The sequence below is a fragment of the Algibacter sp. R77976 genome (assembly GCF_044594645.1).
Classification (GTDB): Bacteria; Bacteroidota; Bacteroidia; order Flavobacteriales; family Flavobacteriaceae; genus Algibacter_B.
On the sequence record NZ_CP138989.1, the window covers coordinates 605,327 to 630,874 of the forward strand.

The window sequence follows — 25,548 nt, forward strand, 5'->3', positions numbered from 1 at the left end:
TCTCTTATAAATACACCGCAATTTAACTGATTTTTTTGTATTTCATCGATTTTTTCGTAATTTTTTTACTTTTTATCGAAAAAAATTGCTTTTAAACAGAAAACTCACCTAAAAATAGGTGAGTTTTTAATATGTAAGATTAATTTTGTTAATTAATGCTGAAGTTCTTCTTCGCCTTCCTTTAAAGGAATATTTTGTGGAACAAAATCTACATCATGTCCTGGTTTACTGTAATCGTAAGCCCAACGGTATACATGAGGTATATCTCCTGGCCAGTTACCGTGTATATGTTCTACAGGTGTTGTCCATTCAAGCGTTGTAGATTGCCATGGATTCTGAACAGCTTTTTTACCATAGAAGATACTACTAAAGAAATTGTATAAATATATAATTTGTACTACCCCACCAACTAAAGCAAACATAGTTATAACAACGTTTACGTTAGCCAAATCGTCAAATAAAGGAAAATTACTATTTGTATAGTAACGACGTGGTAAACCTGCCATACCAATAAAATGCATTGGGAAGAACACTCCGTAAGCACAAACTGCAGTAATCCAGAAGTGTATGTAACCTAAATTCTTATTTAGCATACGTCCAAACATTTTTGGATACCAATGATAAATTCCAGCAAACATGCCATAAAGTGCAGATATACCCATAACCAAGTGAAAGTGAGCAACAACAAAATATGTATCATGTACATTAATATCTAAAGCACTATCACCTAAAATAATTCCTGTTAGACCTCCTGTTATAAACGTTGATACAAAACCAATTGAAAATAACATAGCAGGGTTCATCTGTAAATTACCTTTCCAGAGTGTCGTAATCCAGTTAAAGGCTTTTACTGCAGATGGAATTGCAATTAATAACGTAGTGAATGTAAATACAGAACCTAAGAAAGGATTCATACCCGAAACAAACATGTGGTGACCCCAAACAATAGTTGAAAGGAATGCAATGGCCAATATTGAAGCAATCATTGCACGGTAACCAAATATTGGCTTACGAGAATTTGATGCCATAATCTCAGACACTAATCCCATTGCTGGTAAAATTACTATGTATACCTCTGGATGACCTAAGAACCAAAATAAGTGCTCAAATAATACTGGAGATCCACCTTGATAATGTAATACTTCACCTTGAATAAATATATCCGATAAGAAGAATGACGTTCCAAAACTTCTATCCATGATTAATAATAATGCTGCAGATAATAATACAGGGAATGATATAATACCTATTATAGCCGTAACAAAGAAAGCCCATATAGTTAAAGGTAACCTAGTCATAGACATCCCTTTTGTTCTTAAGTTTATTACTGTTACAACATAGTTTAATGATCCTAACAAAGAAGATGCAATAAAGATAGCCATAGACACTAACCATAAAGTCATACCCATACCAGAACCACCTTGAGCCATTGGTAATGCACTTAATGGAGGATAGATTGTCCATCCAGCAGCAGCTGGTCCAGCTTCCACAAATAATGAACTTACCATTATTATACATGAAACAAAGAATAACCAATAAGAAACCATATTTAAAAACCCTGATGCCATATCTCGAGCACCGATTTGTAACGGAATTAATAAGTTACTAAATGTTCCACTTAAACCAGCAGTTAGTACAAAGAATACCATGATAGTACCATGAATAGTAACTAATGCTAAATAAATATCGGCATCCATAACACCGTCTGGTGCCCATTTACCTAATAATGCTTCAAACAAAACGTTTGGCTCTTCTGGCCATGCAATTTGCATACGAAACATTAAAGACATTAAAACCCCTATAACTCCCATAATAGTACCTGTTACTAGATACTGTTTAGCAATCATTTTATGGTCTTGACTAAATATATATTTAGTTACAAATGTTTCTTTATGATGATGTCCGTGATCGTCGTCGTGAGCGTGGTTATCTGCGTGTGCTGACATAATCTTATATCGTGTTTATCTTTTTAATTAGTTAACTAGAGAGTTCTTGAATTCTTTTTGTTCTGCAATCCAAGCATCATATTCATCTTGTGTTTCAACTACAATTTTCATTTGCATGTTGTAGTGAGATTTACCACAAATTTTATTACAAAGTAATAAATAATCAAACTCGTAACGTTCTAAAGCATCTTCACCTTTAGCAACAAGCTTTTTACTATTCTCTACTCTAATATTATTTATATTTTTTACTTTTTCAATCATTTGCGGAGTTTCACGCATATCAGCAGTAGTAACCGTAGGTGTAAAACCAAATTGAGTTATCATACCTGGCACACAGTTCATTTGTGCTCTAAAATGAGGCATATAAGCTGAGTGCAAAACATCTTGTGAACGCATCTTGAATAGAACAGGTCGACCTACAGGTAAATGTAATTCTGTAGTAATAACATCATCTTGCGCGTTAGGATCAGACTCATCTAAACCTAAAATATTAGCACGATCAATATCAATTAAACGCACATTAGCTTTTCCTAATGTATTATCTGTTCCTCCGTATCTAGCCTTCCAGTTAAACTGTTGTGCATATAACTCAACAACCAAAGGGTCATCACTTTCATCAACACCCATGATGTTAATCCATGTACTTAATCCATAAATAATTAAACCAGCTAAAACTATAACCGGGATAATAGTCCAAATAGCTTCTAATTTATTGTTATCAGCAAAAAATAGTGCTTTTTTACCTTTTTCACCTTTGTATTTATAAGCAAAATAATGTAGTAAAAACTGAGTAAAGGTTTGAACAAAGAATATTAATGCCATAGAGATAACCATTAAATTATCAATGATTGGTCCATGTTCTGAAGCAGAGTTCGACATTAGAGGTAAATCACCCCATTTCACAAAACATACAATAGTTATTAAATAGATGAATGCTAAAAAGCCCATCATTAAATATCCATTTAATGTATTATCCTTATCAGTTGCCACACCAGCAGCGGCATCACTTTCGTTTTTAGCTTGCGCTAAATCAAAAATCTTTACCATTTGCCAAATGGCAATTAAAATAAATACTAAAACTATAATTGTTAATAAAGCAGTCATTTGTATCGTTCGTCTTTATTTATATCTAATTAATAATGAAAATCTTCACTTTCCTTTCTAAAAGGATATCCTTTTACAAGTAATGGCGCTTTTGTTAAAGCTGAAAACACTACAAATATGAATAAACCTGCGAAAAGTAATATTGAACTTATTTCTGGAATACCTATAAACCATTGATCTCCAACAGTAGCAGGCATAATCATATTGAAAATATCAATATAATGCCCGAATAAGATAACTAAACCTGCCATAACTACAAACCAAGGAATACGTTTGTAATCAGCATTCATTAACATTAGTATTGGGAAAACAAAGTTCATAACCACCATACCTAAGAATGGCAATTTATAATCTTGGAAACGTGTTACAAAATAAGTTACCTCTTCTGGAATGTTAGAATACCAGATTAACATGAATTGAGAGAACCATAAGTAAGTCCAGAATATACTGAATGCAAACATAAACTTAGCTACATCGTGTAAATGGTTTTCATTTACAAACTCTAAGTAGTTTCTAGATTTTAAGTAAATCGTTATTAAGGCTATAACCGTAATACCACTTACAAACATACTTGCAAATACATACCACCCAAATAATGTTGAAAACCAGTGCGGGTCTACACTCATAATCCAATCCCAAGACATCATTGATTCAGTATAAATAAAGAATACTAAGAATGCCGCAGAGATACGGAATGATTTCTTAAAGTTACTTTTATCTTCGGCTGTATCTTGAGCTATAGAAAATTTTCTTGAAAAATGACGGTAAGCATACCAACCACCAATAAAAATTAACCCTCTAATAATAAATCCCCAGATATTTAACCATCCTGTTTTACCAGCAATAAGCTTATCATGAGCTACTACTTCAGGATCCATCCATATAAAAAGATTATTATGACCAATAAAATGTGATGCAGCAGCGATCGCTAGTACGATTAACGCACCGGGTAACATATAAGCTGTAATACCTTCCATTACTCTAAATAATACAGGCGACCATCCAGCCTGAGATGCAATTTGAATGGCATAAAAGGCTAATACACCTAATGCAATCATCATAAAGAAAAAAGCTGCAACATATAATGCAGACCAAGGTCTATTTGCTATTTGATGTTGAACGTGCTCAATATGTTTAGCATGCTCGTCAACTTTAGCATGAGCAGTTTCACCGTGTGCTTCGTCGTGCGAATCAGTTGCATGTTCATCATGACTTGGAGCAACGTGAGCCGCTTCTTCACCGTGCCCACCACCATGATGTGACTCTTCTGCAAGTAAGTGCTCAACTTCTTCAAAAGATTTATGAGATGTCATAAAACCATATCCTACTCCTAATGCTCCTAAAATCATTAGAATAAAAGAAAATGTCTTTAATTTATTTGAAAATGTATACATATCTATAATAATCTTATCAATCTTACTTTTCTAAATCTGCTTTCAACTTTAACACATACGATACCACTTGCCAACGCTCTTCTTGATTCAATTGGTTAGCATAACTTCCCATGGCGTTTTTACCATAATAAATTGTGTGATAAATACTTCCAGCGTTGATAGCTCTTCCAGCATCATCATAACTTGGAATACCAAGTATTTTTTCACGCTTTACTAAGTTTCCTTGCCCTTTTCCCTTATTACCATGACAAATCCCACAGTAAATATCATATAATTCTTTACCTCTATTCAAATCTACATTAGTAGAATCTAAAGGACTTACTAAAGTAACTTTTGCTAAATTGTAACCGGCAGTAGAATTTTCGATATCAAAAGGAACATACCCTCTAGGTATAGAACCTTCTGCTGGTAATTGTGCTTCAACCCCATTAGGGAATGCTGCTTCACCATATGTTTCATATCCTGCAGACTCATACATGTTTGGCATGAATTGGTAGTTTGGCGCTGTACTCTTGTTACAAGATACAGACACAAAAACAACTGCTAATACTAATATTTTAATTAAGCTTTTCATATCTATTATTAATGGGCTTTATCAACTAAATTAATCTCGACTGCTCCAGTTTCTGCTAACAAACTTTCTAGTTCTTTTTCATTTCCATCAACAGCAATTTCCATTAAGAAATGGTCATCAGTAGTTCTTGGATCTGGATTTTCAGCATTTTTAAAAGGCCACATTCTACTACGCAAGTAAAACGTAATAACCATTAAGTGTGCTGCAAAAAACACCGTAAGTTCAAACATAATTGGAACAAACGCTGGCATATTTTCTATATAACTGAAACTTGGTTTTCCACCAATATTTTGAGGCCAATCTTCAATCATTATGAAATTCATCATTAAAATCGCTACAGTTAAACCAATTAAACCGTAAATAAATGCTGTAATAGCAATACGAGTTGGTGCTAACCCCATAGCTTTGTCTAATCCGTGAACCGGAAAAGGTGTATATATTTCTTCGATATGAAATCTTTCTGCCTTAACCTTTTTAACGGCTGACATTAAAATATCATCATCGGTATAAATAGCGTGAATAACTTTTGAAGCTTCCATTGACTATGTTTAGTTAATTAATTTTTTAGCTTGCCCAGACCAATCATCACGTTCTGCCCTTCCAGGGAAAGAACCCGTAATACTGTCTAACAAATCATATTCATTTTTTGTCATCTTACTAACTTGAAGAAAGGTATAAATACCAATGCTATTTAATACTTGCTCCATTTTAGGTCCAATGCCACTTACTTTCTTTAAATCATCTGCTGTTTGTGTTGATGGATCAAAAGCACCAATACTTCCTAACAAGTTACTAACTTTTTCCGAATTATCTTCCTCAACATTAGCTTCAACACTTTCTTGTGCAGCTAGCTTAGCAACAGCCTCACCTGATGTTCTTAAATCTGCACCAGTTCCCATTAAGCTATCTCCTCTTTCTCTAATATTTTTATAACGCTCTCCAGAAGATTTTAAAATTGTTTTTACTTCCGCTTGCGCAATGACTGGGAATGTTCTTGAGTATAATAAGAATAGTACAAAGAAGAATCCAATAGTTCCGATAAAGATTCCAATATCTACAAATGTTGGTGAGAACATGGTCCATGATGATGGTAAGTAATCTCTATGTAACGATGTTACAATAATTACAAAACGCTCAAACCACATCCCTACATTTACCACGATTGAGATAAAGAAAGAGAACATAATACTTGTTCTTAGTTTCTTGAACCACATAAATTGCGGTGAGAATACGTTACACGACATCATCATCCAGTATGCCCAAGCATAAGGCCCAGTTGCTCTGTTTAAGAATGCGTATTGTTCATATTCAACACCAGAATACCAAGCAATAAATAACTCGGTAATATATGCAACACCAACTATAGAACCTGTAATCATGATTACAATATTCATTAATTCGATGTGTTGTACTGTTATATAATCTTCAAGGTTACACACTTTTCTCATTATAATAAGAAGTGTATTTACCATAGCAAATCCTGAGAATACCGCACCAGCAACAAAGTATGGTGGAAAAATCGTGGTATGCCAACCAGGAATAACCGATGTAGCAAAATCAAAAGATACAATGGTATGTACAGAAAGTACTAATGGCGTTGCTAAACCAGCAAGTACTAATGATACTTCTTCAAAACGTTGCCAATCTTTTGCTCTACCAGACCAACCAAAACTTAATAAAGCGTATATTTTCTTTTGGAACGGTTTGATTGCTCTATCTCTAAGCATAGCAAAATCTGGTAATAAACCTGTCCACCAGAAAACTAATGATACAGATAAATATGTAGAGATTGCAAATACATCCCAAAGTAAAGGCGAGTTAAAGTTTACCCATAACGAACCAAATTGATTAGGAATCGGTAATACCCAGTATCCTAACCATGGACGACCCATGTGAATAATTGGAAATAAACCTGCTTGAACTACAGAGAAAATTGTCATGGCTTCCGCAGAACGGTTAATTGCCATTCTCCATTTTTGACGGAAAAGTAAAAGTACAGCAGAAATAAGAGTTCCTGCGTGACCAATACCAACCCACCAAACGAAGTTAGTAATATCCCAAGCCCAACCTACGGTCTTGTTTAAACCCCAAGTTCCAATACCTGTAGATATTGTGTATAAAATACATCCGATACCCCAAAGGAAAGCTACAAGTGCTATAGAAAAAACTATCCACCATTGCTTATTTGCTTTTCCTTCTACAGGTTTAGCCACATCCACAGTAACGTCGTGGTATGATTTTTCGCCTGTAACTAAAGGTCTTCTAATAGGTGCTTCGTAATGAGACGCCATAATTATATAATTGATTCTTTAATTAAATTTATGCTTCAGTTGTATTTCTCACTTTTGTATGGTACTGCACATTAGGCTTAGTACCAACACTTTCCAATAAGTGATACATACGGTCATCTTTTAAAAGTTTTGCAACTTTACTTTCTTTATCGTTGATATCTCCAAAACTCATAGCTCCGTTACTACATGCAGCAGAACAAGCTGTTTGGAATTCTCCGTCTTTAATTTCACGTCCATCACGTTTAGCATCAAGGATAGTTTTTTGTGTTTTTTGAATACACATAGAACATTTTTCCATAACACCACGAGAACGAACAACAACATCTGGGTTTAATACCATACGTCCTAAATCATCATTCATATGATAATCGAACTCATCATTACCATTATATAAAAACCAGTTGAAACGACGTACTTTATAAGGGCAGTTATTTGCACAATATCTAGTACCGACACAACGGTTGTAAGCCATATGATTTTGACCTTGACGACCGTGTGATGTTGCAGCCACAGGACATACAGTTTCACAAGGTGCATGGTTACAATGCTGACACATTACTGGTTGGAAAGCTACCTGAGGATTCTCAGCAGCATTCTCCATTTCTCCAAATCCGCCTAAAGAACCATTATCTCCAAATAACCCAGAGAAACCATCTTTTTTAGCATCATCTTCTTCAAATGTATCATCAGATGAATAATATCTATCAATACGTAACCAATGCATATCACGGCTACGACGTACTTCTTCTTTACCAACTACAGGTACATTATTTTCAGCATGACAAGCAATTACACAAGCCCCACAACCTGTACAGGCATTTAAATCGATTGCTAAGTTGAAATGATGTCCAATTGAACGATCAAATTCATCCCATAAATCAACTTCTGGTGAAGTAACTGGAGTTTCTTCGTGATTTAATGAAACCGTTGGAACTTTATTCCAAACATTTCTATCAGAAGTATTAAATATCTCTAAAGTTGTTTCTTTAATAATATCACCACGACCCATTAAGGTGTTGTGTAACTGTACCGAAGCAAATTCATGTTCTCCAGCAGCAGCCTCAATTGTTACATTTTGAACAGTATTAAAGTTTTGATAAAATGCATAAGCGTTAACACCTGTTTGCATTTCCTCTTTTAGGCCTAATGTTTTTCCGTATCCTAATGCTAACCCGACAGAACCTTTTGCTTGTCCTGGTTGAATCATAACTGGCACTTTCAACGTTGTTCCATTAACTGTTACATTTGCATAACTTCCGTTTAATGCGCCTGTAGCAACATGGCTATTTGTTAAGCCTTTAGCATCAGCATCAGCTTTTGAAATAGTTAAATAGTTATCCCATGACGTTCTTGTTAAAGGGTCTGGAAATTCTTGTAACCATGGATTGTTAGCTTGTTGGCCATCACCCATACCTACTTTAGTGTATAAAGTTAATTCTAAACCTGAATTAGAAATCACAGATGAAGCTAAAGCTCTAGCTGCATTTCCTGAAGGAGTCTCAGCTGATGCTTCAGCAGTAGATGTATCTTCAGTTTCGGTAGCAATTGTTCCAACAAAAACACCATCGTGTAATGCTTTATTGAAAGAACCACCACCTAAAATTCCAGTTCCCCAAGTATCTTTTATATAATCGTGATAAGAAACATCGTTTCCTGTCCATTTTAATAAAGCGTCTTGAAATTGTCTAGTATCAAATAACGGACGAATTGTTGGTTGCGTTAAAGCATAATGTCCTTTTTTGATTTCAACATCACCCCACGATTCTAAATAATGTGGTGCTGCTGCAATATATTGTGCTTCTGAAGACGTTTCGTCTGCTTTCATTGAAAACGCAACAGATAATTCTACTTTTTTCAATCCTTCAGCAAAATCTGAAGCATTTGGTAATGTGTAAACAGGATTTACGCCACTCATTATAAGCGCGCCAACACGACCAGCTTTCATATCACCAACTAATCTAGCAACGGCAACATCGCTACCTTGTCTAGTTTTAATTGGAGAAGATTTATCAAAAGCTTTACTTCCTAAAAATTCATTTATTTCTAAAGCTACTGTTTGAGCATTTACATCTTGAATTCCAGTAACTACTAAACCTTTACTTCCTGATTTTTTAAGTTGTGAAGCTGCCTTTTTAATTGCATCCTCTATGTTTGCTGGTAAAGTTCCTGAAACCGATCCACCAACTACATAACTATATAATTTTGCTAAAGCTATTTTTTGTTGAGATGGTGTTAATGGTACACGTTTATCTGCATTGGCACCAGAAAGAGACATATTAGATTCGAACTGAATGTGCCTTGACATTTTACCGTGATCTGGCACCCTATTTTTAGAGTATCCAGAATCGAAACCGCCACCTTGCCAATCTCCTAAGAAATCTGCACCAACAGAAACAATAGTCATCGCTTTAGAAAAATCGTAATTAGCTAATGCGCGTTCTCCATATTTCGCTTGGTATGCATCTAGTGCAGTCGATTCTGAAACAGCATCGTAAACCACATGACTAACATTACCATATTTTTCTTTAAATTCTGAAATCAACTTGCTTGTAGACGGACTAGCATATGTTTGTGTTAATAACACAATGCTTTTGTTTGCCGCAGCAATATCAGTTAATTTTTGAGAAGTTTCAGTATCAAAATCACTCCAAGAGATTGAATCAGAACCTTTCTTTGGTCCTTGAACTCTTAAACTATCATACAACCCTAAAACCGAAGCATTTACTCTAGCATTTGCGCTACCATTGGTAGTTGCCATCGTATTATTTTCAATTTTAATTGGACGACCTTCACGGGTTCTTACTAAAACACTAGCAAAATCAAAACCATCTGCAATTGTTGTTGCATAATAGTTAGCTACCCCAGGCACAATCTCTGTTGGTTGAACTATATAAGGTATTGACTTTTTCACAGGACCTTCACATGCAGCTAAAGACGCTGCAGCTGTACTAAATCCTACATATTTTAAGAAATCGCGACGTGTTGTAGATGTTGCTTCTAATGTATCTTTATCACCTAAAAATTCATCAGTAGGAATCTCTGCTACAAACTCGTTTTGTTTTAGCGTCTCAACAATAGAGCTATTCTCGTTTAGCTCTTCAACACTTTTCCAGTATTTCTTGTTTGATGACATATTATATAATTGAATTACTTCTTATTTTTATTATTTAATGTTTTCCGCTTAAGCAGAAAGAAAAACTACTTATTTAGTAGTGACATTTACCACATTCTAATCCACCCATTTGAGCAGCTGTAAGCTCATCTACACCATACTTCTTAGATAACTCCTCGTGTATTTTTGTGTAATAAGCATTGTCTTTAACATCAATATTTGTTTCTCTATGACAATTAATACACCAACCCATTGTTAACGGCGCATGTTGATACATCACTTCCATTTCTTCAACTGGTCCATGACAAGTTTGACATTCAACACCTGCAACAGTTACATGCTGTGAGTGATTAAAATATGCAAAATCTGGAAGGTTATGAATACGTACCCATTTTACTGGTTGAGCATCTCCTGTATATTTTTGCTCAGCATCATCCCATCCGGCTGCTTTATATAGTTTTTGAATTTCACCATCATAGAATTCTTTAGAGTATTCTTCGGTAGCTGTTTCTGGTGATACTTCATAAATTGATTTATGACAATTCATACAAACATTTAACGAAGGTATACCTGAATGTTTACTTACTCTAGCTGAAGAGTGACAGTATTTACAATCAATACCATTATCACCTGCATGTATTCTATGAGAATAATGTATTGGCTGTACTGGTTCGTATCCTTGATCTACACCAATTTGCATAAAGTAACCAAATGCAAAATAAGCACTAGCTAATAAAAAGAAAATAGCTACTACAATCATTAAAAATTGATTTTGCACAAATGCTTTCCACAAAGGTGTTTTTCCTGAAGATTCAGGCAAATCTAAACCTTGAACACTGGCAAAACGACGTAACGTTTTGTTTACTAAAAATAATCCTAAGGCTAAAAGAACAAATAAAATAGCTAAAGCACCAAGTATAAGTTCATTAGATATCCCACCTGTATCACTATTAGTCGCTTCCCCGCCAACTGGAGCAGCAGCCTGAACAGGCTCTTTCTTTTCTTCAGCAGTATAAGCTAATAAGTTATTTAAATCATCATCAGATAACTGAGGAAATGCTGTCATCGCAGCACCACCATACTCGTTATATATTTTGTTAGCGTAAGCATCTCCAGATTTAATTACTCCGGAACTATTACGAATCCATGCATATAACCATGCTCTATCTAATCCTTCTTCTTCAGATAAACGCGCCTCTACATTACGTAAAGCCGGCCCTGTCATTTTTTTATCTAACTTATGACAAGCAGCACAATTGGCATTGAATAATGATTTTCCTTTTGCTGGGTCTCCTTCTTGAGCAGAAAGAACCGTTGTAAATGCTAATAAAAAAACTAAGCTTAAACGAAGAAAGTTTTTACTTAATTTACGGTGAATCACCTTTCTCATATTGTTGGTTAAATTAACTTCTAAACTTTGGTATGACTTTTGTCATTAAATAAATGAAAAAGTATAGTTAAAAAAATCTCTCGCAAAAGTAATATTAAAAGTCGATTTTAGAAATGTTAGTGAAGTGTTAATTGTTAATTTAGAGGGATTCTAAATAATAAAAAGAGCTACAATTAAGTTTATATCGTATACATTTGTAGAATTATTATTTAAAAGTACTCGTTTGTTTTTAATCGAAAAAGGCTTTTAAGTATTGATTTTTAATTTGGGATAATTAATAGATTAATAAAAATAGAAAAACAATCATGTACTTATTAAATTATAGAATTAGCTTTTTGAGCCTATTATGTTTAATTCTAACTTCTACTTATGGCTTTTCTCAACAAGGCAATGTAGTTGTTAATCAAGATAAACATATTACAGTTTTATTGGATTTGAAAAAGGAATTAAATAAAAACGAAACTAGCCCTGAACGTTACAAAATACAAGTATATTCAGGAAATCGTTCTGGAGCTTATAACGCTCAAGAAGAATTTAGTAGTGCTTTTGGTAGTTGGCACCCAACTATGCAATACGAAACACCGAACTTTAAAATATGGGCAGGTAATTTTAGAACGCGTTTAGAGGCCGACAGAGCCCTTAAGAAGATTAAACGAAAATTTCCAAATGCCTTTATTTTTAAACCTAAAAAATAAAAATTCGGGTAAATAAAATTTATAAAAAAAGCGACCATTTGGTCGCTTTTTTTATTTTCAATATTCAATTAATTATAAGAAGCTATTATTTTAATTTCTTCTTAACCTCAACTTCATGGAAAGCTTCAATAATATCGCCTTCTTTAATATCGTTATAATTTTTAATTTGCATACCACAATCGTATCCTTTTGCTACTTCTTTAACATCATCTTTAAATCGTTTTAATGACGCTAATTCTCCGGTAAATACAACAACACCATCACGAATTAATCTAATTCCTGAACTTCTCATTATTTTACCGTTAGTAACCATACAACCAGCAATAGTTCCGATTTTAGATACTTTAAACATTTCTCTAATTTCTGCAGTACCAGTAATCTCTTCTTTAAGCTCTGGAGACAACATGCCTTCCATTGCATCTTTAAGATCGTTAATAGCATCGTAGATAATCGAGTATGTTCTGATATCAATTTCTTCCTTATCTGCAATTTGACGTGCATTTCCAACAGGTCGCACATTAAATCCAACAATAATGGCATCTGAAGCTGAAGCTAATAACACATCACTTTCTGTAATGGCTCCAACCCCTTTATGTAAGATATTTACTTGAATTTCTTCAGTTGATAATTTCTGGAATGAATCTGTTAATGCTTCTACAGAACCATCCACATCACCTTTAAGGATAATATTCAATTCTTGGAAATCACCAAGTGCAATACGACGACCAATTTCATCTAGTGTAATATGACGTTGCGTTCTAACAGATTGCTCACGTTGTAATTGCGCACGTTTTGAAGCAATTTGTTTCGCTTCACGCTCGTCTGCAAATACATTAAACTTATCACCCGCTTGCGGAGCACCGTCTAAACCAAGTATAGAAACTGGTGTTGATGGTCCGGCTGCAGCAACATCATTACCACGCTCATCATGCATAGCTTTCACTTTACCGCTATGCTGACCTGCAAGCACGTAATCTCCAACTTTTAAAGTTCCAGCTTGTACTAAAATTGTAGATACATAACCTCGACCTTTATCTAAGAATGCTTCTACAACTGTACCAACAGCTGGTTTATCTGGGTTTGCTTTAAGTTCTAATAATTCTGCTTCAAGCAATACTTTTTCTAGTAATTCTTTTACTCCTGTACCAATCTTTGCTGATATATCATGAGACTGAACTTTACCACCCCAATCTTCAACTAATAAATTCATATTAGCAAGACCTTCTTTAATTTTTTCTGGATTGGCAGCTGGTAAATCAATTTTATTGATCGCAAAAACAATTGGCACTCCTGCAGCTTGCGCATGCGAAATAGCCTCTTTTGTTTGTGGCATAATATCATCATCGGCAGCAGCAACAATAATAGCGATATCTGTTACTTGAGCACCACGAGCACGCATTGCTGTAAAGGCCTCGTGACCCGGTGTATCTAAAAATGCTATTTTTTGTCCGCTTTCTAATTGAACCCCATATGCACCAATGTGCTGTGTGATTCCTCCAGATTCTCCTGCGATTACATTCTCTTCACGTATATAATCTAAAAGTGATGTTTTACCATGATCTACGTGTCCCATTACTGTAACGATTGGCGCACGCGATTTTAAATCTTCTGGTTTATCAACAAACTCTTCAATAGACTCTTCAATATCAGCAGTTACAAATTCTACTTGATATCCAAATTCATCAGCAACAATAGATAATGTTTCAGCATCTAAACGCTGATTCATTGTTACCATCATACCAAGAGACATACATGCAGAAATAATTTCGGTAACACCAACATCCATCATTGTAGCCATCTCACTAGCAGTAACAAACTCGGTTACCTTAATGATTTTACTTTCAGCTGCTTCGATTTGTTGATCGATTTCTGTCTGCTCTCTATGTTTATCTCTTTTATCTCTTCTGTTTTTAGCGCCTCTTCCTTTACTTGATTTACCTTGAAGTTTCTCAAGTGTTTCACGCACTTGTTTTTTAACATCTTCTTCAGAAGGCTCTTCTTTTACAACATTTCGACGTCCTTGTCCTGGTTTACCTTTAAATCTATCATTTCCTCCAGATCTTCCACCTCCAGGTCTGTTATTGCCAGAATTAGGTGCTCCAGCTTTACTAATTCTGCGGCGCTTTCTTTTATTTGCGTCTCCAGCTTTAGCATCTGGTTTTTTATCTTCTTTTTTCTTTTTAGGCTTATTAAACTTCGATAAGTCAATTTTATCTCCGGCAATTTTTGGCCCAGTAAGTTTTTTATACTGTGTAGTTACCTTTTCTTCTGGAGTAACTAATTCACCATCAATAACTACTTGTTTAAGTTTTGGTTTTGAAGTTTCGTCTTCTTTAGCCGCTGGTTTTTCTTCAACTTTAGGAGTTTTTGGTTTTACAACCTCTTCCTTAATTGTTTCTTTTACCTCAGCTTTAATCTCTTCCTTAACCTCTTTGACAGCCGGTTTTTTAGGCTCTGTAGGTTTTTCTTCAGCTTTCTTTTTAGGGTCTAAATCTATTTTTCCAACAGTTTTAGGGCCTGTAAGTTCTGCTGCAGCTTTAACTACTTCTTCTTGCTTAGCTTTTTCTCTGGCTTCTTGTGCTTTCTGCTTAGCTTCTAATTCTCTTTCACGTTTAATACGTAAATCTTCCTTTTCCTTTAGCTTTGCTTCGCTTACTTCTTGAGACTTTACTTTCTTATTTGCATCCGTTTCAAACTCATCTGACAAGAGATTATAAGTCTCCTGAGAAATTTTTGTAGTGGGACGCTTCTCTATTTCTACACCTTTAGAATCTAAAAATTCTACAGCACGATCTAGAGAGATGTTAAGCTCACGTAATACTTTATTTAATCTAATTGTTTCAGCCATAAATCGCCTTTAAAATACTCAAATATAAATATTATACCAATTAAAGCATAATATCATGCAAATCTGCACTTTTATTTACTATTCTTCAAATTCTTCTTTCAGAATTCTGATAACATCTTGGATGGTTTCCTCTTCCAAGTCGGTTCTCTTAACAAGATCGTTTACTTCTTGTTCTAATATACTCTTAGCAGTATCTAAACCTGCTTTACTAAATTCATCAATAATCCAGCTTTCAATTTCATCAGAAAACTCACGTAATTCTACATCTTCTTCTGCCCCTTCTCTAAACACATCAATTTCGTATCCTGTTAATTGACCTGCTAAACGAATGTTATGACCACCTCTACCAATTGCTTTACTTACTTCTTCTGGCTTAAGTATAACCTCAGCACGTTTATTTTCTTCATCTAACTTAATAGAAGTTACACGTGCAGGACTTAATGCTCTAGTTATAAATAATTGCAGGTTATTTGTGTAATTAATAACATCAATATTTTCGTTTCCTAATTCACGAACAATACCGTGAATTCTAGAACCTTTCATACCAACACATGCTCCAACTGGATCTATTCTATCATCATAAGAATCAACAGCTACTTTTGCTTTTTCTCCTGGTATTCTTACAACATGTTTAATTGTAATTAAACCATCGAAAACTTCTGGTATTTCTTGTTCAAATAACTTCTCTAAAAATTTTGGTGAGCTTCTAGACATAATGATAGTTGGTTTCGCGCCTTTAAGCTCTACACTATCAATTACACCTCTTACATTATCTCCTTTTCTAAAGAAATCTGAAGGAATTTGTCTGTCTTTTGGTAATACAATTTCATTTCCTTCATCATCTAACAAAATAACTGCTCTGTGTCGAATATGGTGTACTTCTGCTGTATATATTTCTCCTACTAAATCTTTAAATTGCTTGTAGATTATGGTATTATCGTGTTCATGAATTTTAGAAATTAGGTTTTGACGTAACGCTAAAATAGCACGTCTTCCTAAATCTATAAGCTTTACTTCTTCAGATACATCTTCACCTACCTCAAAATCTGGCTCTATTTTACGAGCTTCAGTTATTGTAATTTCTTGGTTTGGTTCCTCAACTTCACCATCAGCAACAACAATTCTATTTCTCCATATTTCTAAATCACCTTTATCAGGGTTAACAATAATATCAAAATTATCATCATCGCCAAATTTCTTTTTTAAGGCACTTCTAAATACATCTTCTAAAATTGCCATTAACGTTACTCTGTCAATTAGCTTATCATCTTTGAATTCTGAAAAAGATTCAATTAACGCGATATTTTCCATAACTCTTTAAATTAAAATTTAATCATAACTTTTGCTTCTACAATATTTTTATAAGGAATATTTGCTTCCTTTTTTACAGTTACTTTGCCTTTACCTACTGGTTTAGGTTCTCTAACTTTCCACTCTAATTTGATAGTATCATTGGTTGCTTCGGTAAGCACACCTTCTATTTCTTCAGAAGCTGTTCTTACGCTAAGCGTTCTATTCATATTTTTTTTATACTGGCGTTTATGCGTTAATGGGGATGCTGCACCTGCCGACATCACTTCTAAAGAAAAATCATGTTCTTCTCTATCCAAATTATGCTCAATAGCTCTGCTAATAAACATACAGTCTTCAACTAAAAGCCCGTTATCACCATCTAAAATTACTTTAATATGGTTTTCTGAATTGATTGAAAAATCAATTAAAAACAAATCTGGACGTTCAGTTAACGCCGTTTCAAGTAATTCTGTAACTGTAATTTTAAACATTTTAAGTATAAAAAGAGGGGACTTTTCGTCCCCTCATATCTTTAATTTCGCCTTTCAACGATGCAAATATATACTTTTTTATTGATTTTTAAAGGAAAAATTCATAAATTTAGATACACGATAACTTACTTATTATGAAAAAAATACTAGTCCCTACCGATTTTTCTGATCAAGCCGAAAATGCTTTAAAAGTAGCGGTCCAATTAGCAAAAACCTATAATGCTGAAATTTACTTGCTTCACCTGATAGAAATCCCGCTCCATGAAGTTGATGCCATGAGTTCACATAGCGATTTACCGGAAGCTATGTTTTTTATGAAATTGGCTCATAAAAAGTTTGAATCTATTTTAAGAAAACGCTATTTGCAAGACGTAAAAGTACACCAAACTGTAGATTTTAATGAAATATTTAAAGGTGTTTTTCATAATTGCGAAAAGCTTAATATTGATTTAATAGTAATGGGCTCTAACGGCGTAAGTGGTTTAAAAGAAATGCTAATTGGAAGTAATACTGAAAAAATAGTTAGAACCTCTGAAACACCAGTACTTGTGGTGAAAAAAGAACACGAAACCTTTGATGTAAAACATTTTGTTTTTGCTTCCGATTTTAAACACGAAAGCAAAGCAGCCTACAAAAGAGCTATTGAATTTGTTGAATTTTTTGGTGCAAAACTACATTTACTTACCGTGAACACACCTAATATTTTTAGGACTTCTGAACATAGCAATAAACGCATGCAAGATTTTGTAAACTCGTTTGATTTTTCAAATTACACGATTAATATTTATAATGACGTAACTATAGAAAAGGGTATCATGAATTTTTCGCAATCAATAAACGCCGATTTAATTGGCATGAGTACCCATGGCAGACAAGGTATTTCTCATTTTTTTAATGGAAGTATTAGTGAAGATTTAGTCAACCATGCTAAACGACCCGTAATTACTTTTAAAATTTAAAAAGCTTTTTATAACTCTAATTTGTGTTTTTATTAATATGTAAATTATTTATTACTCAAGGTTGTTTTAGAGATAAAAATATTATCTCTCTAATAGTTTTAATTTTTTTCATAATTTTATAAACTTCCCTTTTGAAAATTACTAGTAAATAAAAATTATTATTAATTAATTGAGAAATTACTATGGCTTTTTATCATGCTTTAAAACGTTACAAAAAATATCCCGATTCTAATTATCCTAAGAAAGAAGCTTGGATTTCGTCTAGACTACTAACATTAAGGCACGATTTATACAATGACATTAAAAAAGACCGCCAACCCAACTCACTCATTATAGGATCTTGGAATATTCGTGCTTTCGATAATGGCATCCCTAGAATGGACGAAAGTTATCATTATATCGCCGAAATTATAGATCATTTTGATATTTGTGCAATTCAAGAGGTTAAGAACGATTTAGACCCTTTACGCCGTTTGGTTAAATTACTTGGACCTAGTTGGGATTTCTTTGTATCAGATGTATCAATACACAAAGGCGGTAATAACGAACGTATGGCGTTTGTATATAATACAAATCGTGTCATCTTTCGCAACTTAATTGGTGAGATTGTTTTGCCAAAAGAAACTTTAATAGCTGGCGAGCAAGTAGCACGATCACCATTTTTTGCGTCATTTCAAGCTGGTTGGTTTAAATTTTCTCTTTGCTCTGCACATATTATTTATGGAAACGACTTAAAAATGCGAGCAGCAGAAATTAAATCGATTGCTAATATTTTAGTAAAACGCGCAAAGTCTGAGGATCAAGTACATATTTTTTTAGGAGATATGAATATTGAAAAAAAGGATGGTGAGGTTATGCAAGCGCTAAAAGATTCAAAGTTAACAGCACCAGATTTTGGACCTACAAATATGGGTAGTAACAGATGGTTTGACCAAATGGCATTTACAGCAAAAGGAAAGGCCGGAAATAAAACGCGCTTATTACGCCATGGAACTTTTGATTGGCGCCACGCTGTTTTTGGACCTCATCCAACTCAAAAAGCGCCCGAATTAACTGAAAAAGATTTAAAAGACGGAAAATTTCGCCCTAGCAAGGAAGACATACTAAATCATTATAAAAATATAGTAATTAAAATTAGGGAAGCGCACGGAAAAGCACCTTATGCTAATTGGCCAAGATCCTATAAAAATTGGACCACCTATGAAATGTCAGACCACTTGCCAATATGGATGGAACTGGAAATAGATTATTCTGATGATTATCTGCGTCGTTATCTCTAATTTCAGAATTAAAATAAAAAAACCCTAACTATTTTCATAATTAGGGTTAAATAAATGTTGGCCTACTAGGGCTCGAACCTAGACTCTTTGGTACCAAAAACCAACGTGTTGCCAGTTACACCATAGGCCATTCGTGTAATGAGGGTGCAAATTTAATATAAATAATTCTTTGCACAAGTTTTTTTTAAAAAATAATCTTCAATTCGTAACGTTTTTTTAAAAGGCATTGGTGTTTACTGCATATGTTAAGACAAACTAAATAGTTAGGTGTCATTTCATATTTATTGTTAAATTCGCCAAAGCAAATAAATACAAATACAAATGGCACATAAAAACTATAAAAAATGGAATACTATTTTAGGTTGGTTTTCTTTTTTAATAGCGCTTATAACTTATAGCTTAACAGTAGAACCTACTGTAAGCTTTTGGGATGCAGGAGAATATATTTTAACCTCTGCAAAATTACAGGTTGGTCATCCACCTGGAGCACCTTTGTTTCAAATGATGGGTGCCTTTTTCTCAATGTTTGCTTTTGAGCCTTCTCAGGTTGGTTGGATGATGAATATGATGAGCGCCGTTGCTAGTGCATTTACCATTTTATTTATGTTTTGGACCATTACATTATTGCTAAAAAAGTTAGTTGGTAGTGAAGATGATATGTCTCAAGGAAAATCTATAGCTATTTTAGGTAGTGCTTTAGTTGGAAGTTTAGCATTCGCTTTTACCGATTCTTTTTGGTTTAACGCTGCCGAAACTGAAGTTTACGCCATGGCAACTTTAATTATGGCTGTTTTATTCTGGTTAGGTTTGCGCTGGGAGCAAGACATGGACAAACCACGTGGTAACCGTTGGCTTATTTTAATTGCCTTTGTTATTGGACTATCCTTTGGAGTTCACTTTATGGGCTTATTAACTATTCCGGCAATCGGACTTATTTATTATTTTAAAAACTATAAAACTGTTACCATTCAAAATTTCATTATTGCTAATATTGCTTCAGTAGCTATTTTGTTATTTGTTTTTAAATTATTAGCACCAAACATCCTTAGAATATTTAGTGCTTTCGAGTTGTTTTTTGTAAATACGGTAGGTTTACCATTTAACTCGGGTTCTATAATTGCTGGCATTGTTTTAGTTGCTGTTATCGTTTACGCTTTAAAGTATACGCGTCAAAAAAATTACACAAATTTAAATACAGGAATTCTTTGTTTAACCTTTGTAATTATTGGGTTTTCTACTTGGTTAATGTTGCCAATACGTGCCAATGCTAATGTGGTAATTAATGAAAATAATCCGTCTAGTGCTAGAGAGTTGTTAGCTTATTATAACTTAGAACAATACCCTGAAACGCATTTATTTTATGGACCTCAATTTACAGATCAATATGAGTATTTGGATGAAAACAACCCGTATATTGATGATAAACCCAAATATGAAAAAGACAAAACAAAAGGGGAATATGTAGTTGTTAATGATTGGAAAAACGCTAAGCAGAATTATAACTCAAAGCAAGCGTCTATTCTACCAAGAATGTGGAGTTCAGAACATGCTGAAAACTATATGATGTTTTCTGGTTTTTTAAATTTTAAGCTCAAACCAGATTATCAAATGGAAAATGAGCTTCGCTCTGCGGTGTCAAATTTCAGAAAAGATGTTAATCAAGGTAATATAGATTATGAAGATTATAATAATTTCTTAAAGCAGTTTAAAGATTATATTGATATTGAAAAACCATCTTTAGCAAGTAATATAGTTTACCTTTTTGAATATCAATTAGGGTATATGTACTGGCGTTATTTTATGTGGAATTTCTCTGGAAGACAAGACGATATTCAAGGACGTTATGACAATCATGGCAACTGGATTTCTGGTATAAAACCTCTTGACGAATGGCATTTAGGTATGTCTCAAGATAATTTACCTAGTGATGTTAAAAATAACAAAGCGAGAAACACGTACTATTTATTGCCTTTAATTTTAGGCCTAATTGGCTTTTTCTTTCTATTTAATAAAGACAAAAAACTGTTTTGGGTCATGCTTGTGTTTTTCCTATTTACAGGAATAGCAATTCAAGTATACACCAACGTACGCCCCTTTGAACCTCGTGAGCGAGATTACTCCGTAGTTGGCTCTTTTTATGTATTTGCACTTTGGATTGGCTTTGGCGTTTTTGCTATTTACGATACCCTTAAAAAATATGTGCCTAAAAAACTAGCCGCTCCAATAATTACAGTTGCATGTTTAATATTAGTGCCTGGAATTTTAGTAGCTAACAACTGGGACGATCATGACAGATCTGATAAATATACTGCCAAAGCAATGGCAAAAATGTATTTAGATTCCTGTGCAGAAAATGGCATATTATTCACCATAGGTGATAACGATACGTTTGCACTTTGGTATGCTCAAGAAATTGAAGGTTACAGAACTGATGTACGTGTTGTAAACACCAGTTTATTTCAAACCGATTGGTATATAGACCAAATGAAACGTAAAGCTTACGAGAGTGACCCTGTGCCATCTCAACTAACACACGATTTATATAAATACGGCACAAACGATTATATTATTATTCAACAAGTTATAAATGATACTTTAAACGTTAAAAAGTTTTTAGATTTTGTTGGTAGTGACAACCCAAAAACTAAATACAAATATGTCTTGCAGCAACGTGGTGTGGATTTATCGAATGTTAGAAGCCAAGATGCCAACTCTACTTATTTGCCTACGCCTCATTTAAGGCTTCCCGTAAATAAACAAAATGCTTTAAAATCTGGAATTGTAAAACCTGAAGATGCTGATAAGATTGTACCATATATAGACATTAATATTTCTGGTGGTGCACTTTACAAAAATCGCTTATTAATGTTAGATATTGTTGCCAATAACGAATGGAACCGCCCAATATACTTTACAGGTGGTAGTTTTGGCGATGACGATTATATTTGGATGAAAGACTACTTACAGTTGGATGGTATGTGCTACAAATTAGTACCAATAAAAACAGCTGTTGATAGAGCAAACCCGTTTGATATGGGTCGTGTTGATAGCGACTTAATGTATGAGAAAGTAAAAAACTGGGATTGGGGTAATAGTGGAAGTCCTGATATATACCATGATGTAGAAACTCGTAAAAACTCTATTACCTACAGAGGGAATTTAGCCCGTTTAGCTGAACAATTAATTAATGAAGATAAGCTTGACAAAGCTGAAGAAGTAGCAGATATAGCTATGGATAATATGCCTGTTGAATACTTTGGTTATTATACCCTTTTAGAACCTTTTATTGGTGCATATTACGAAGTAGGAAATAAAGAAAAAGCGCAACGTTTATTTAAAGATGTTTCTAAAAAATACCAAGAAAACCTATCGTATTATAGTGGTTTAAAAGTGGATAAGCAAGAGCGTTTGTTTGAAGAAATTTACACCGATATCCAACGTTATAAGGGCTTAATTGATGTGTTAATAAAGTATGATCTTGACTTTGCTGAAACTGAAGGTGACATTTTTAATAATTACCTAAGGTCTTTTAAACATTTTTATGGCGGAGATGAAACAGAGGATGAAGTTAGAACAGACAGAGACATTCCTGATACTAACGAATTACCTATAGAAAGCGATAGCTCAAACTAACCAATTCTTAAGGCGTGACCTTAACACCTATAAAAACTCCATGGGTTGCAAAGAAATTATTCCCGAACTATGTTTGGGATATTGCAACAACTGAAAAGGTTATTTATTTAACTTTTGATGATGGCCCTACGCCAGATATTACCAATTGGACTTTAGATGTTTTAAAACAATATAATGCTAAAGCTACCTTTTTCTGTATTGGAAACAATATTGAAAAGCATCCTGAGATATTTCAAAATATTTTGAATGGCGGACACGCCATTGGCAACCACACACATAACCACATTAAAGGTTGGAAAACAAATACTCAAGATTATTTAGAAAATATTGCTGAAGCAAAGCAAGTTATCATATCTGAAATCGTAAATAGTAAATCGTTAATCTCAAATCTATTTAGACCACCTTACGGCCAAATAAAGCCAATACAAGGACAACAACTAATAGCATTAGGATATAAAATAATTATGTGGGATGTGTTATCTTTTGATTGGGATAAAGATGTTAAGCAAGAAGATTGCTTAAAAAATGTACTTACAAAAACTACTGAAGGGAGCATTATTGTTTTTCATGATAGCGTAAAAGCTTCGAAAAACATGCAATATGCCTTACCTAAAGTACTACAATTTTTTAGTAACAAAGGCTACAGATTTGAAGCTCTAGATTTTAGCGATAAGATTTAATTCTAGTTCTAATTTGCTTAAGGCCTGCCGGCAGAGATTGAAGCAAAACATTTATGTTAATAAATAAAAGCCCACAGCCCACAGTAGGAGGTGCGAGGACTTGTAATGGAAAGCCCGACCCTTGGATAACACCCAAATATTTAAAATACGCTTTTAACCTTAAATATATTCTTGAATAATATTTATAAGTGTATTAGCATCTTGGTCCCCACTTTGTCGCCATTTCATTTCGCCTTCTTTATAAATAATAAGTGTTGGCATAGTCTTTACGCGCAAAGCTTCGGCTAATTCCTGATTTTTTTCAACATCAATTTTTATAACCTTAACCTTGTCGCCCAATGCGGCAGCAACATCTCTTAATACAAGATGCATGGACTCTAATTGACCATTCTGTTCTGCATAAAAATCTAACAAAACAGGAATTTCAACATCTATAAGTTCCCCAAATTTTGACATACTTTAGTGTTTATTAGTCTGTTACACTATTTACAAACCTACGTAATTTTTTAAAAATACCGATTATCGCAATATTATATTACAGGTTTCCTAACTATATTATTATAAAAATAGGCATTTTATTTATACAAACAAGACTTAAACTTAAGTGTTTGCAATACCTTTTTTAAGTTCTATAACGGTTATTTCTGGCCAAATACCAACACGACCCGGAAATGCTAAATACCCAAACCCTCGATTTACATTAATATATTGCCCCATTTCTTGGTAGATACCTGCCCAATATTTATAGCGCCATTTTACAGGACTCCATTTAAACCAACCTGGTATTTCTATGCCAAACTGCATGCCATGGGTATGACCACTTAAGGTTAAATGGTAGTGGTAATTGTCTTGAATAACTTGATTTTCCCAATGTGATGGGTCATGACTCATAAGGATTTTAAAATCGTTTTCATCAATATTTTGAGATGCCTTTTTTAAATCTCCAGCTTGTTTAAAGCCACCAACTCCCCAGTTTTCCACACCTACTAATGCTATACGTTCGCCATCTTTTTCTAGAAATTTACTTTCGTTTAAAAGCACTTGAAACCCAATTTCTTTTTGAAGACTTTTTAAATCTTCTAAGTTTTTTTGCTTTGCCTCTTTAGATTCCCACTTTACATAATCGCCGTAATCATGATTACCAAGTACGGAAAACAAACCATCTTTAGCTTTTAGCTTATTAAACACGTTTTTGTATGGTACAAGCTCTTCGGTTTTATTATTTACAATATCTCCTGTAAATAAAATAACGTCACTTTCTTGTTCATTAATTAAATCGACAGCATATTTAACCTTCTCCATATTATCGAAACTCCCAGAATGGATATCGCTAATTTGAGTGAGTTTATAACCATCAAAAGCCTCAGGCAAGTCTTCAAAATGTAGTGTGTATTTTAAAACCTTATAATTATACTTTCCTTTATAAATTCCGTAAATTATAGATGCTAATGGTATCGCCGCTATACCAAGTGCTAGTTTACTTATAAATTGTCTTCTAGAAGCAAAATAGTTGCCTTTGGCAGTATTTCCATCAGTAAAAAAACGATAAATAGCTTGTGGAACTCTAAAAATATCTTCGGCAAACATGCCTAATACTAAAACCATTTTTGGAACCAAAATGAGTATAAAAAACCCAAAAGCATAGGCATGCGCATGCGAAAAACCATCACGCCTATTGAATCCGTAATATTGAAAAACAAAATTACCAATAACAATACATGTAATTAGCCAATATAATAACTGAAGCCAGTTGCTTTTTGCAACAGTCTTAAATGCTTGAAATGCATATAAATCGGCAATAAAGAAAATAACAAGGAAAATAATCCAACGTAACATAGCACTTTTTTAATCAAAGATA

18 protein-coding genes and 1 tRNA gene are annotated in these 25,548 nt (G+C 33.9%); 5 read left to right on the forward strand and 14 right to left on the reverse strand.

The genetic code is table 11. From position 1 onward, the window contains the following. Window positions 1-152 precede the first annotated feature (152 nt). The 8 genes from SJY43_RS02650 to SJY43_RS02685 form a co-directional block, all read right to left on the reverse strand. On the reverse strand, window positions 153-1,946 hold the full coding sequence (locus tag SJY43_RS02650) for a cbb3-type cytochrome c oxidase subunit I (protein WP_396602299.1): 1,794 nt from the start codon (window positions 1,944-1,946) through the stop codon (window positions 153-155). A 27-nt stretch (window positions 1,947-1,973) separates the two neighbouring features. Then, entirely contained in the window at window positions 1,974-3,050 is a 1,077-nt protein-coding gene (locus SJY43_RS02655) for a cytochrome c oxidase subunit II (RefSeq protein ID WP_396602300.1), read from the reverse strand. 29 nt (window positions 3,051-3,079) lie between these two features. Beyond that, window positions 3,080-4,444, reverse strand: coding sequence for a quinol:cytochrome C oxidoreductase (locus SJY43_RS02660; RefSeq protein ID WP_396602301.1), 1,365 nt, complete (start codon window positions 4,442-4,444; stop codon window positions 3,080-3,082). Between the two features lie 22 nt (window positions 4,445-4,466). Beyond that, the gene (locus SJY43_RS02665; protein ID WP_396602302.1) at window positions 4,467-5,018 is read right to left on the reverse strand and encodes a c-type cytochrome; all 552 of its coding nucleotides are present in this window, start codon (window positions 5,016-5,018) and stop codon (window positions 4,467-4,469) included. Window positions 5,019-5,026: 8 nt separating this feature from the next. Next, a complete protein-coding gene (locus tag SJY43_RS02670) occupies window positions 5,027-5,557 on the reverse strand; it encodes a DUF3341 domain-containing protein (protein ID WP_396602303.1) in 531 nt (176 codons plus the stop codon). A 9-nt stretch (window positions 5,558-5,566) separates the two neighbouring features. After that, the gene (gene nrfD, locus SJY43_RS02675; RefSeq protein ID WP_396602304.1) at window positions 5,567-7,309 is read right to left on the reverse strand and encodes an NrfD/PsrC family molybdoenzyme membrane anchor subunit; all 1,743 of its coding nucleotides are present in this window, start codon (window positions 7,307-7,309) and stop codon (window positions 5,567-5,569) included. Window positions 7,310-7,337: 28 nt separating this feature from the next. Further along, window positions 7,338-10,442, reverse strand: coding sequence for a TAT-variant-translocated molybdopterin oxidoreductase (locus tag SJY43_RS02680; RefSeq protein ID WP_396602305.1), 3,105 nt, complete (start codon window positions 10,440-10,442; stop codon window positions 7,338-7,340). A 73-nt stretch (window positions 10,443-10,515) separates the two neighbouring features. Next, window positions 10,516-11,811 carry a c-type cytochrome gene (locus tag SJY43_RS02685; RefSeq protein WP_396602306.1) on the reverse strand — a complete coding sequence of 432 codons (1,296 nt, stop codon included), beginning with the start codon at window positions 11,809-11,811 and terminating at the stop codon, window positions 10,516-10,518. Window positions 11,812-12,116: 305 nt separating this feature from the next. Between SJY43_RS02685 and SJY43_RS02690 the strand changes: the two genes are divergently transcribed. Continuing rightward, complete coding sequence (locus SJY43_RS02690) at window positions 12,117-12,506, forward strand: SPOR domain-containing protein (RefSeq protein WP_396602307.1); 390 nt, start codon at window positions 12,117-12,119, stop codon at window positions 12,504-12,506. A gap of 85 nt (window positions 12,507-12,591) precedes the next feature. Here SJY43_RS02690 and infB read toward each other — a convergent pair whose 3' ends face one another. The 3 genes from infB to rimP form a co-directional block, all read right to left on the reverse strand. Then, window positions 12,592-15,354 carry a translation initiation factor IF-2 gene (gene infB / locus SJY43_RS02695; protein WP_396602308.1) on the reverse strand — a complete coding sequence of 921 codons (2,763 nt, stop codon included), beginning with the start codon at window positions 15,352-15,354 and terminating at the stop codon, window positions 12,592-12,594. Between the two features lie 78 nt (window positions 15,355-15,432). Next, the gene (nusA, locus tag SJY43_RS02700) at window positions 15,433-16,665 is read right to left on the reverse strand and encodes a transcription termination factor NusA (protein WP_396602309.1); all 1,233 of its coding nucleotides are present in this window, start codon (window positions 16,663-16,665) and stop codon (window positions 15,433-15,435) included. 11 nt (window positions 16,666-16,676) lie between these two features. Beyond that, on the reverse strand, window positions 16,677-17,138 hold the full coding sequence (gene rimP, locus SJY43_RS02705; RefSeq protein WP_396602310.1) for a ribosome assembly cofactor RimP: 462 nt from the start codon (window positions 17,136-17,138) through the stop codon (window positions 16,677-16,679). Between the two features lie 134 nt (window positions 17,139-17,272). Between rimP and SJY43_RS02710 the strand changes: the two genes are divergently transcribed. Together SJY43_RS02710 and SJY43_RS02715 are read left to right on the forward strand one after the other, a co-directional pair. Further along, complete coding sequence (locus tag SJY43_RS02710) at window positions 17,273-18,097, forward strand: universal stress protein (RefSeq protein WP_396602311.1); 825 nt, start codon at window positions 17,273-17,275, stop codon at window positions 18,095-18,097. A 182-nt stretch (window positions 18,098-18,279) separates the two neighbouring features. Beyond that, window positions 18,280-19,377, forward strand: a complete 1,098-nt coding sequence (locus SJY43_RS02715) for an endonuclease/exonuclease/phosphatase family protein (RefSeq protein ID WP_396602312.1) — start codon at window positions 18,280-18,282, stop codon at window positions 19,375-19,377. Between the two features lie 57 nt (window positions 19,378-19,434). On the opposite strand, the gene SJY43_RS02720 is transcribed toward SJY43_RS02715, so the two are convergent. Then, window positions 19,435-19,507 (reverse strand) — tRNA-Gln (locus SJY43_RS02720). A 191-nt stretch (window positions 19,508-19,698) separates the two neighbouring features. Here SJY43_RS02720 and SJY43_RS02725 point away from each other — a divergent pair. Then, window positions 19,699-23,010: a DUF2723 domain-containing protein gene (locus SJY43_RS02725; RefSeq protein ID WP_396602313.1), complete on the forward strand. Its 3,312-nt coding sequence runs from the start codon at window positions 19,699-19,701 to the stop codon at window positions 23,008-23,010. Window positions 23,011-23,024: 14 nt separating this feature from the next. After that, a complete protein-coding gene (locus SJY43_RS02730) occupies window positions 23,025-23,690 on the forward strand; it encodes a polysaccharide deacetylase family protein (protein ID WP_396602314.1) in 666 nt (221 codons plus the stop codon). Between the two features lie 159 nt (window positions 23,691-23,849). Here SJY43_RS02730 and SJY43_RS02735 read toward each other — a convergent pair whose 3' ends face one another. Both SJY43_RS02735 and SJY43_RS02740 read right to left on the reverse strand, forming a co-directional pair. Next, complete coding sequence (locus SJY43_RS02735) at window positions 23,850-24,146, reverse strand: thioredoxin family protein (protein ID WP_396602315.1); 297 nt, start codon at window positions 24,144-24,146, stop codon at window positions 23,850-23,852. 144 nt (window positions 24,147-24,290) lie between these two features. Continuing rightward, the gene (locus SJY43_RS02740; RefSeq protein WP_396602316.1) at window positions 24,291-25,526 is read right to left on the reverse strand and encodes a metallophosphoesterase; all 1,236 of its coding nucleotides are present in this window, start codon (window positions 25,524-25,526) and stop codon (window positions 24,291-24,293) included. Window positions 25,527-25,548 lie beyond the last annotated feature (22 nt).

Excerpts from the sequence above, each read along its gene's own strand:
- SJY43_RS02685 (WP_396602306.1), bottom strand. The coding sequence starts at position 11,811 with ATGAGAAAGGTGATTCACCGTAAATTAAGTAAAAACTTTCTTCGTTTA.
- SJY43_RS02660 (WP_396602301.1), bottom strand. The coding sequence starts at position 4,444 with ATGTATACATTTTCAAATAAATTAAAGACATTTTCTTTTATTCTAATG.
- nrfD (WP_396602304.1), bottom strand. The coding sequence starts at position 7,309 with ATGGCGTCTCATTACGAAGCACCTATTAGAAGACCTTTAGTTACAGGC.
- SJY43_RS02670 (WP_396602303.1), bottom strand. The coding sequence starts at position 5,557 with ATGGAAGCTTCAAAAGTTATTCACGCTATTTATACCGATGATGATATT.
- nusA (WP_396602309.1), bottom strand. The coding sequence starts at position 16,665 with ATGGAAAATATCGCGTTAATTGAATCTTTTTCAGAATTCAAAGATGAT.
- infB (WP_396602308.1), bottom strand. The coding sequence starts at position 15,354 with ATGGCTGAAACAATTAGATTAAATAAAGTATTACGTGAGCTTAACATC.
- SJY43_RS02655 (WP_396602300.1), bottom strand. The coding sequence starts at position 3,050 with ATGACTGCTTTATTAACAATTATAGTTTTAGTATTTATTTTAATTGCC.
- SJY43_RS02710 (WP_396602311.1), top strand. The coding sequence starts at position 17,273 with ATGAAAAAAATACTAGTCCCTACCGATTTTTCTGATCAAGCCGAAAAT.
- SJY43_RS02715 (WP_396602312.1), top strand. The coding sequence starts at position 18,280 with ATGGCTTTTTATCATGCTTTAAAACGTTACAAAAAATATCCCGATTCT.
- rimP (WP_396602310.1), bottom strand. The coding sequence starts at position 17,138 with ATGTTTAAAATTACAGTTACAGAATTACTTGAAACGGCGTTAACTGAA.
- SJY43_RS02680 (WP_396602305.1), bottom strand. The coding sequence starts at position 10,442 with ATGTCATCAAACAAGAAATACTGGAAAAGTGTTGAAGAGCTAAACGAG.
- SJY43_RS02690 (WP_396602307.1), top strand. The coding sequence starts at position 12,117 with ATGTACTTATTAAATTATAGAATTAGCTTTTTGAGCCTATTATGTTTA.
- SJY43_RS02650 (WP_396602299.1), bottom strand. The coding sequence starts at position 1,946 with ATGTCAGCACACGCAGATAACCACGCTCACGACGACGATCACGGACAT.
- SJY43_RS02665 (WP_396602302.1), bottom strand. The coding sequence starts at position 5,018 with ATGAAAAGCTTAATTAAAATATTAGTATTAGCAGTTGTTTTTGTGTCT.
- SJY43_RS02735 (WP_396602315.1), bottom strand. The coding sequence starts at position 24,146 with ATGTCAAAATTTGGGGAACTTATAGATGTTGAAATTCCTGTTTTGTTA.
- SJY43_RS02740 (WP_396602316.1), bottom strand. The coding sequence starts at position 25,526 with ATGTTACGTTGGATTATTTTCCTTGTTATTTTCTTTATTGCCGATTTA.
- SJY43_RS02725 (WP_396602313.1), top strand. The coding sequence starts at position 19,699 with ATGGCACATAAAAACTATAAAAAATGGAATACTATTTTAGGTTGGTTT.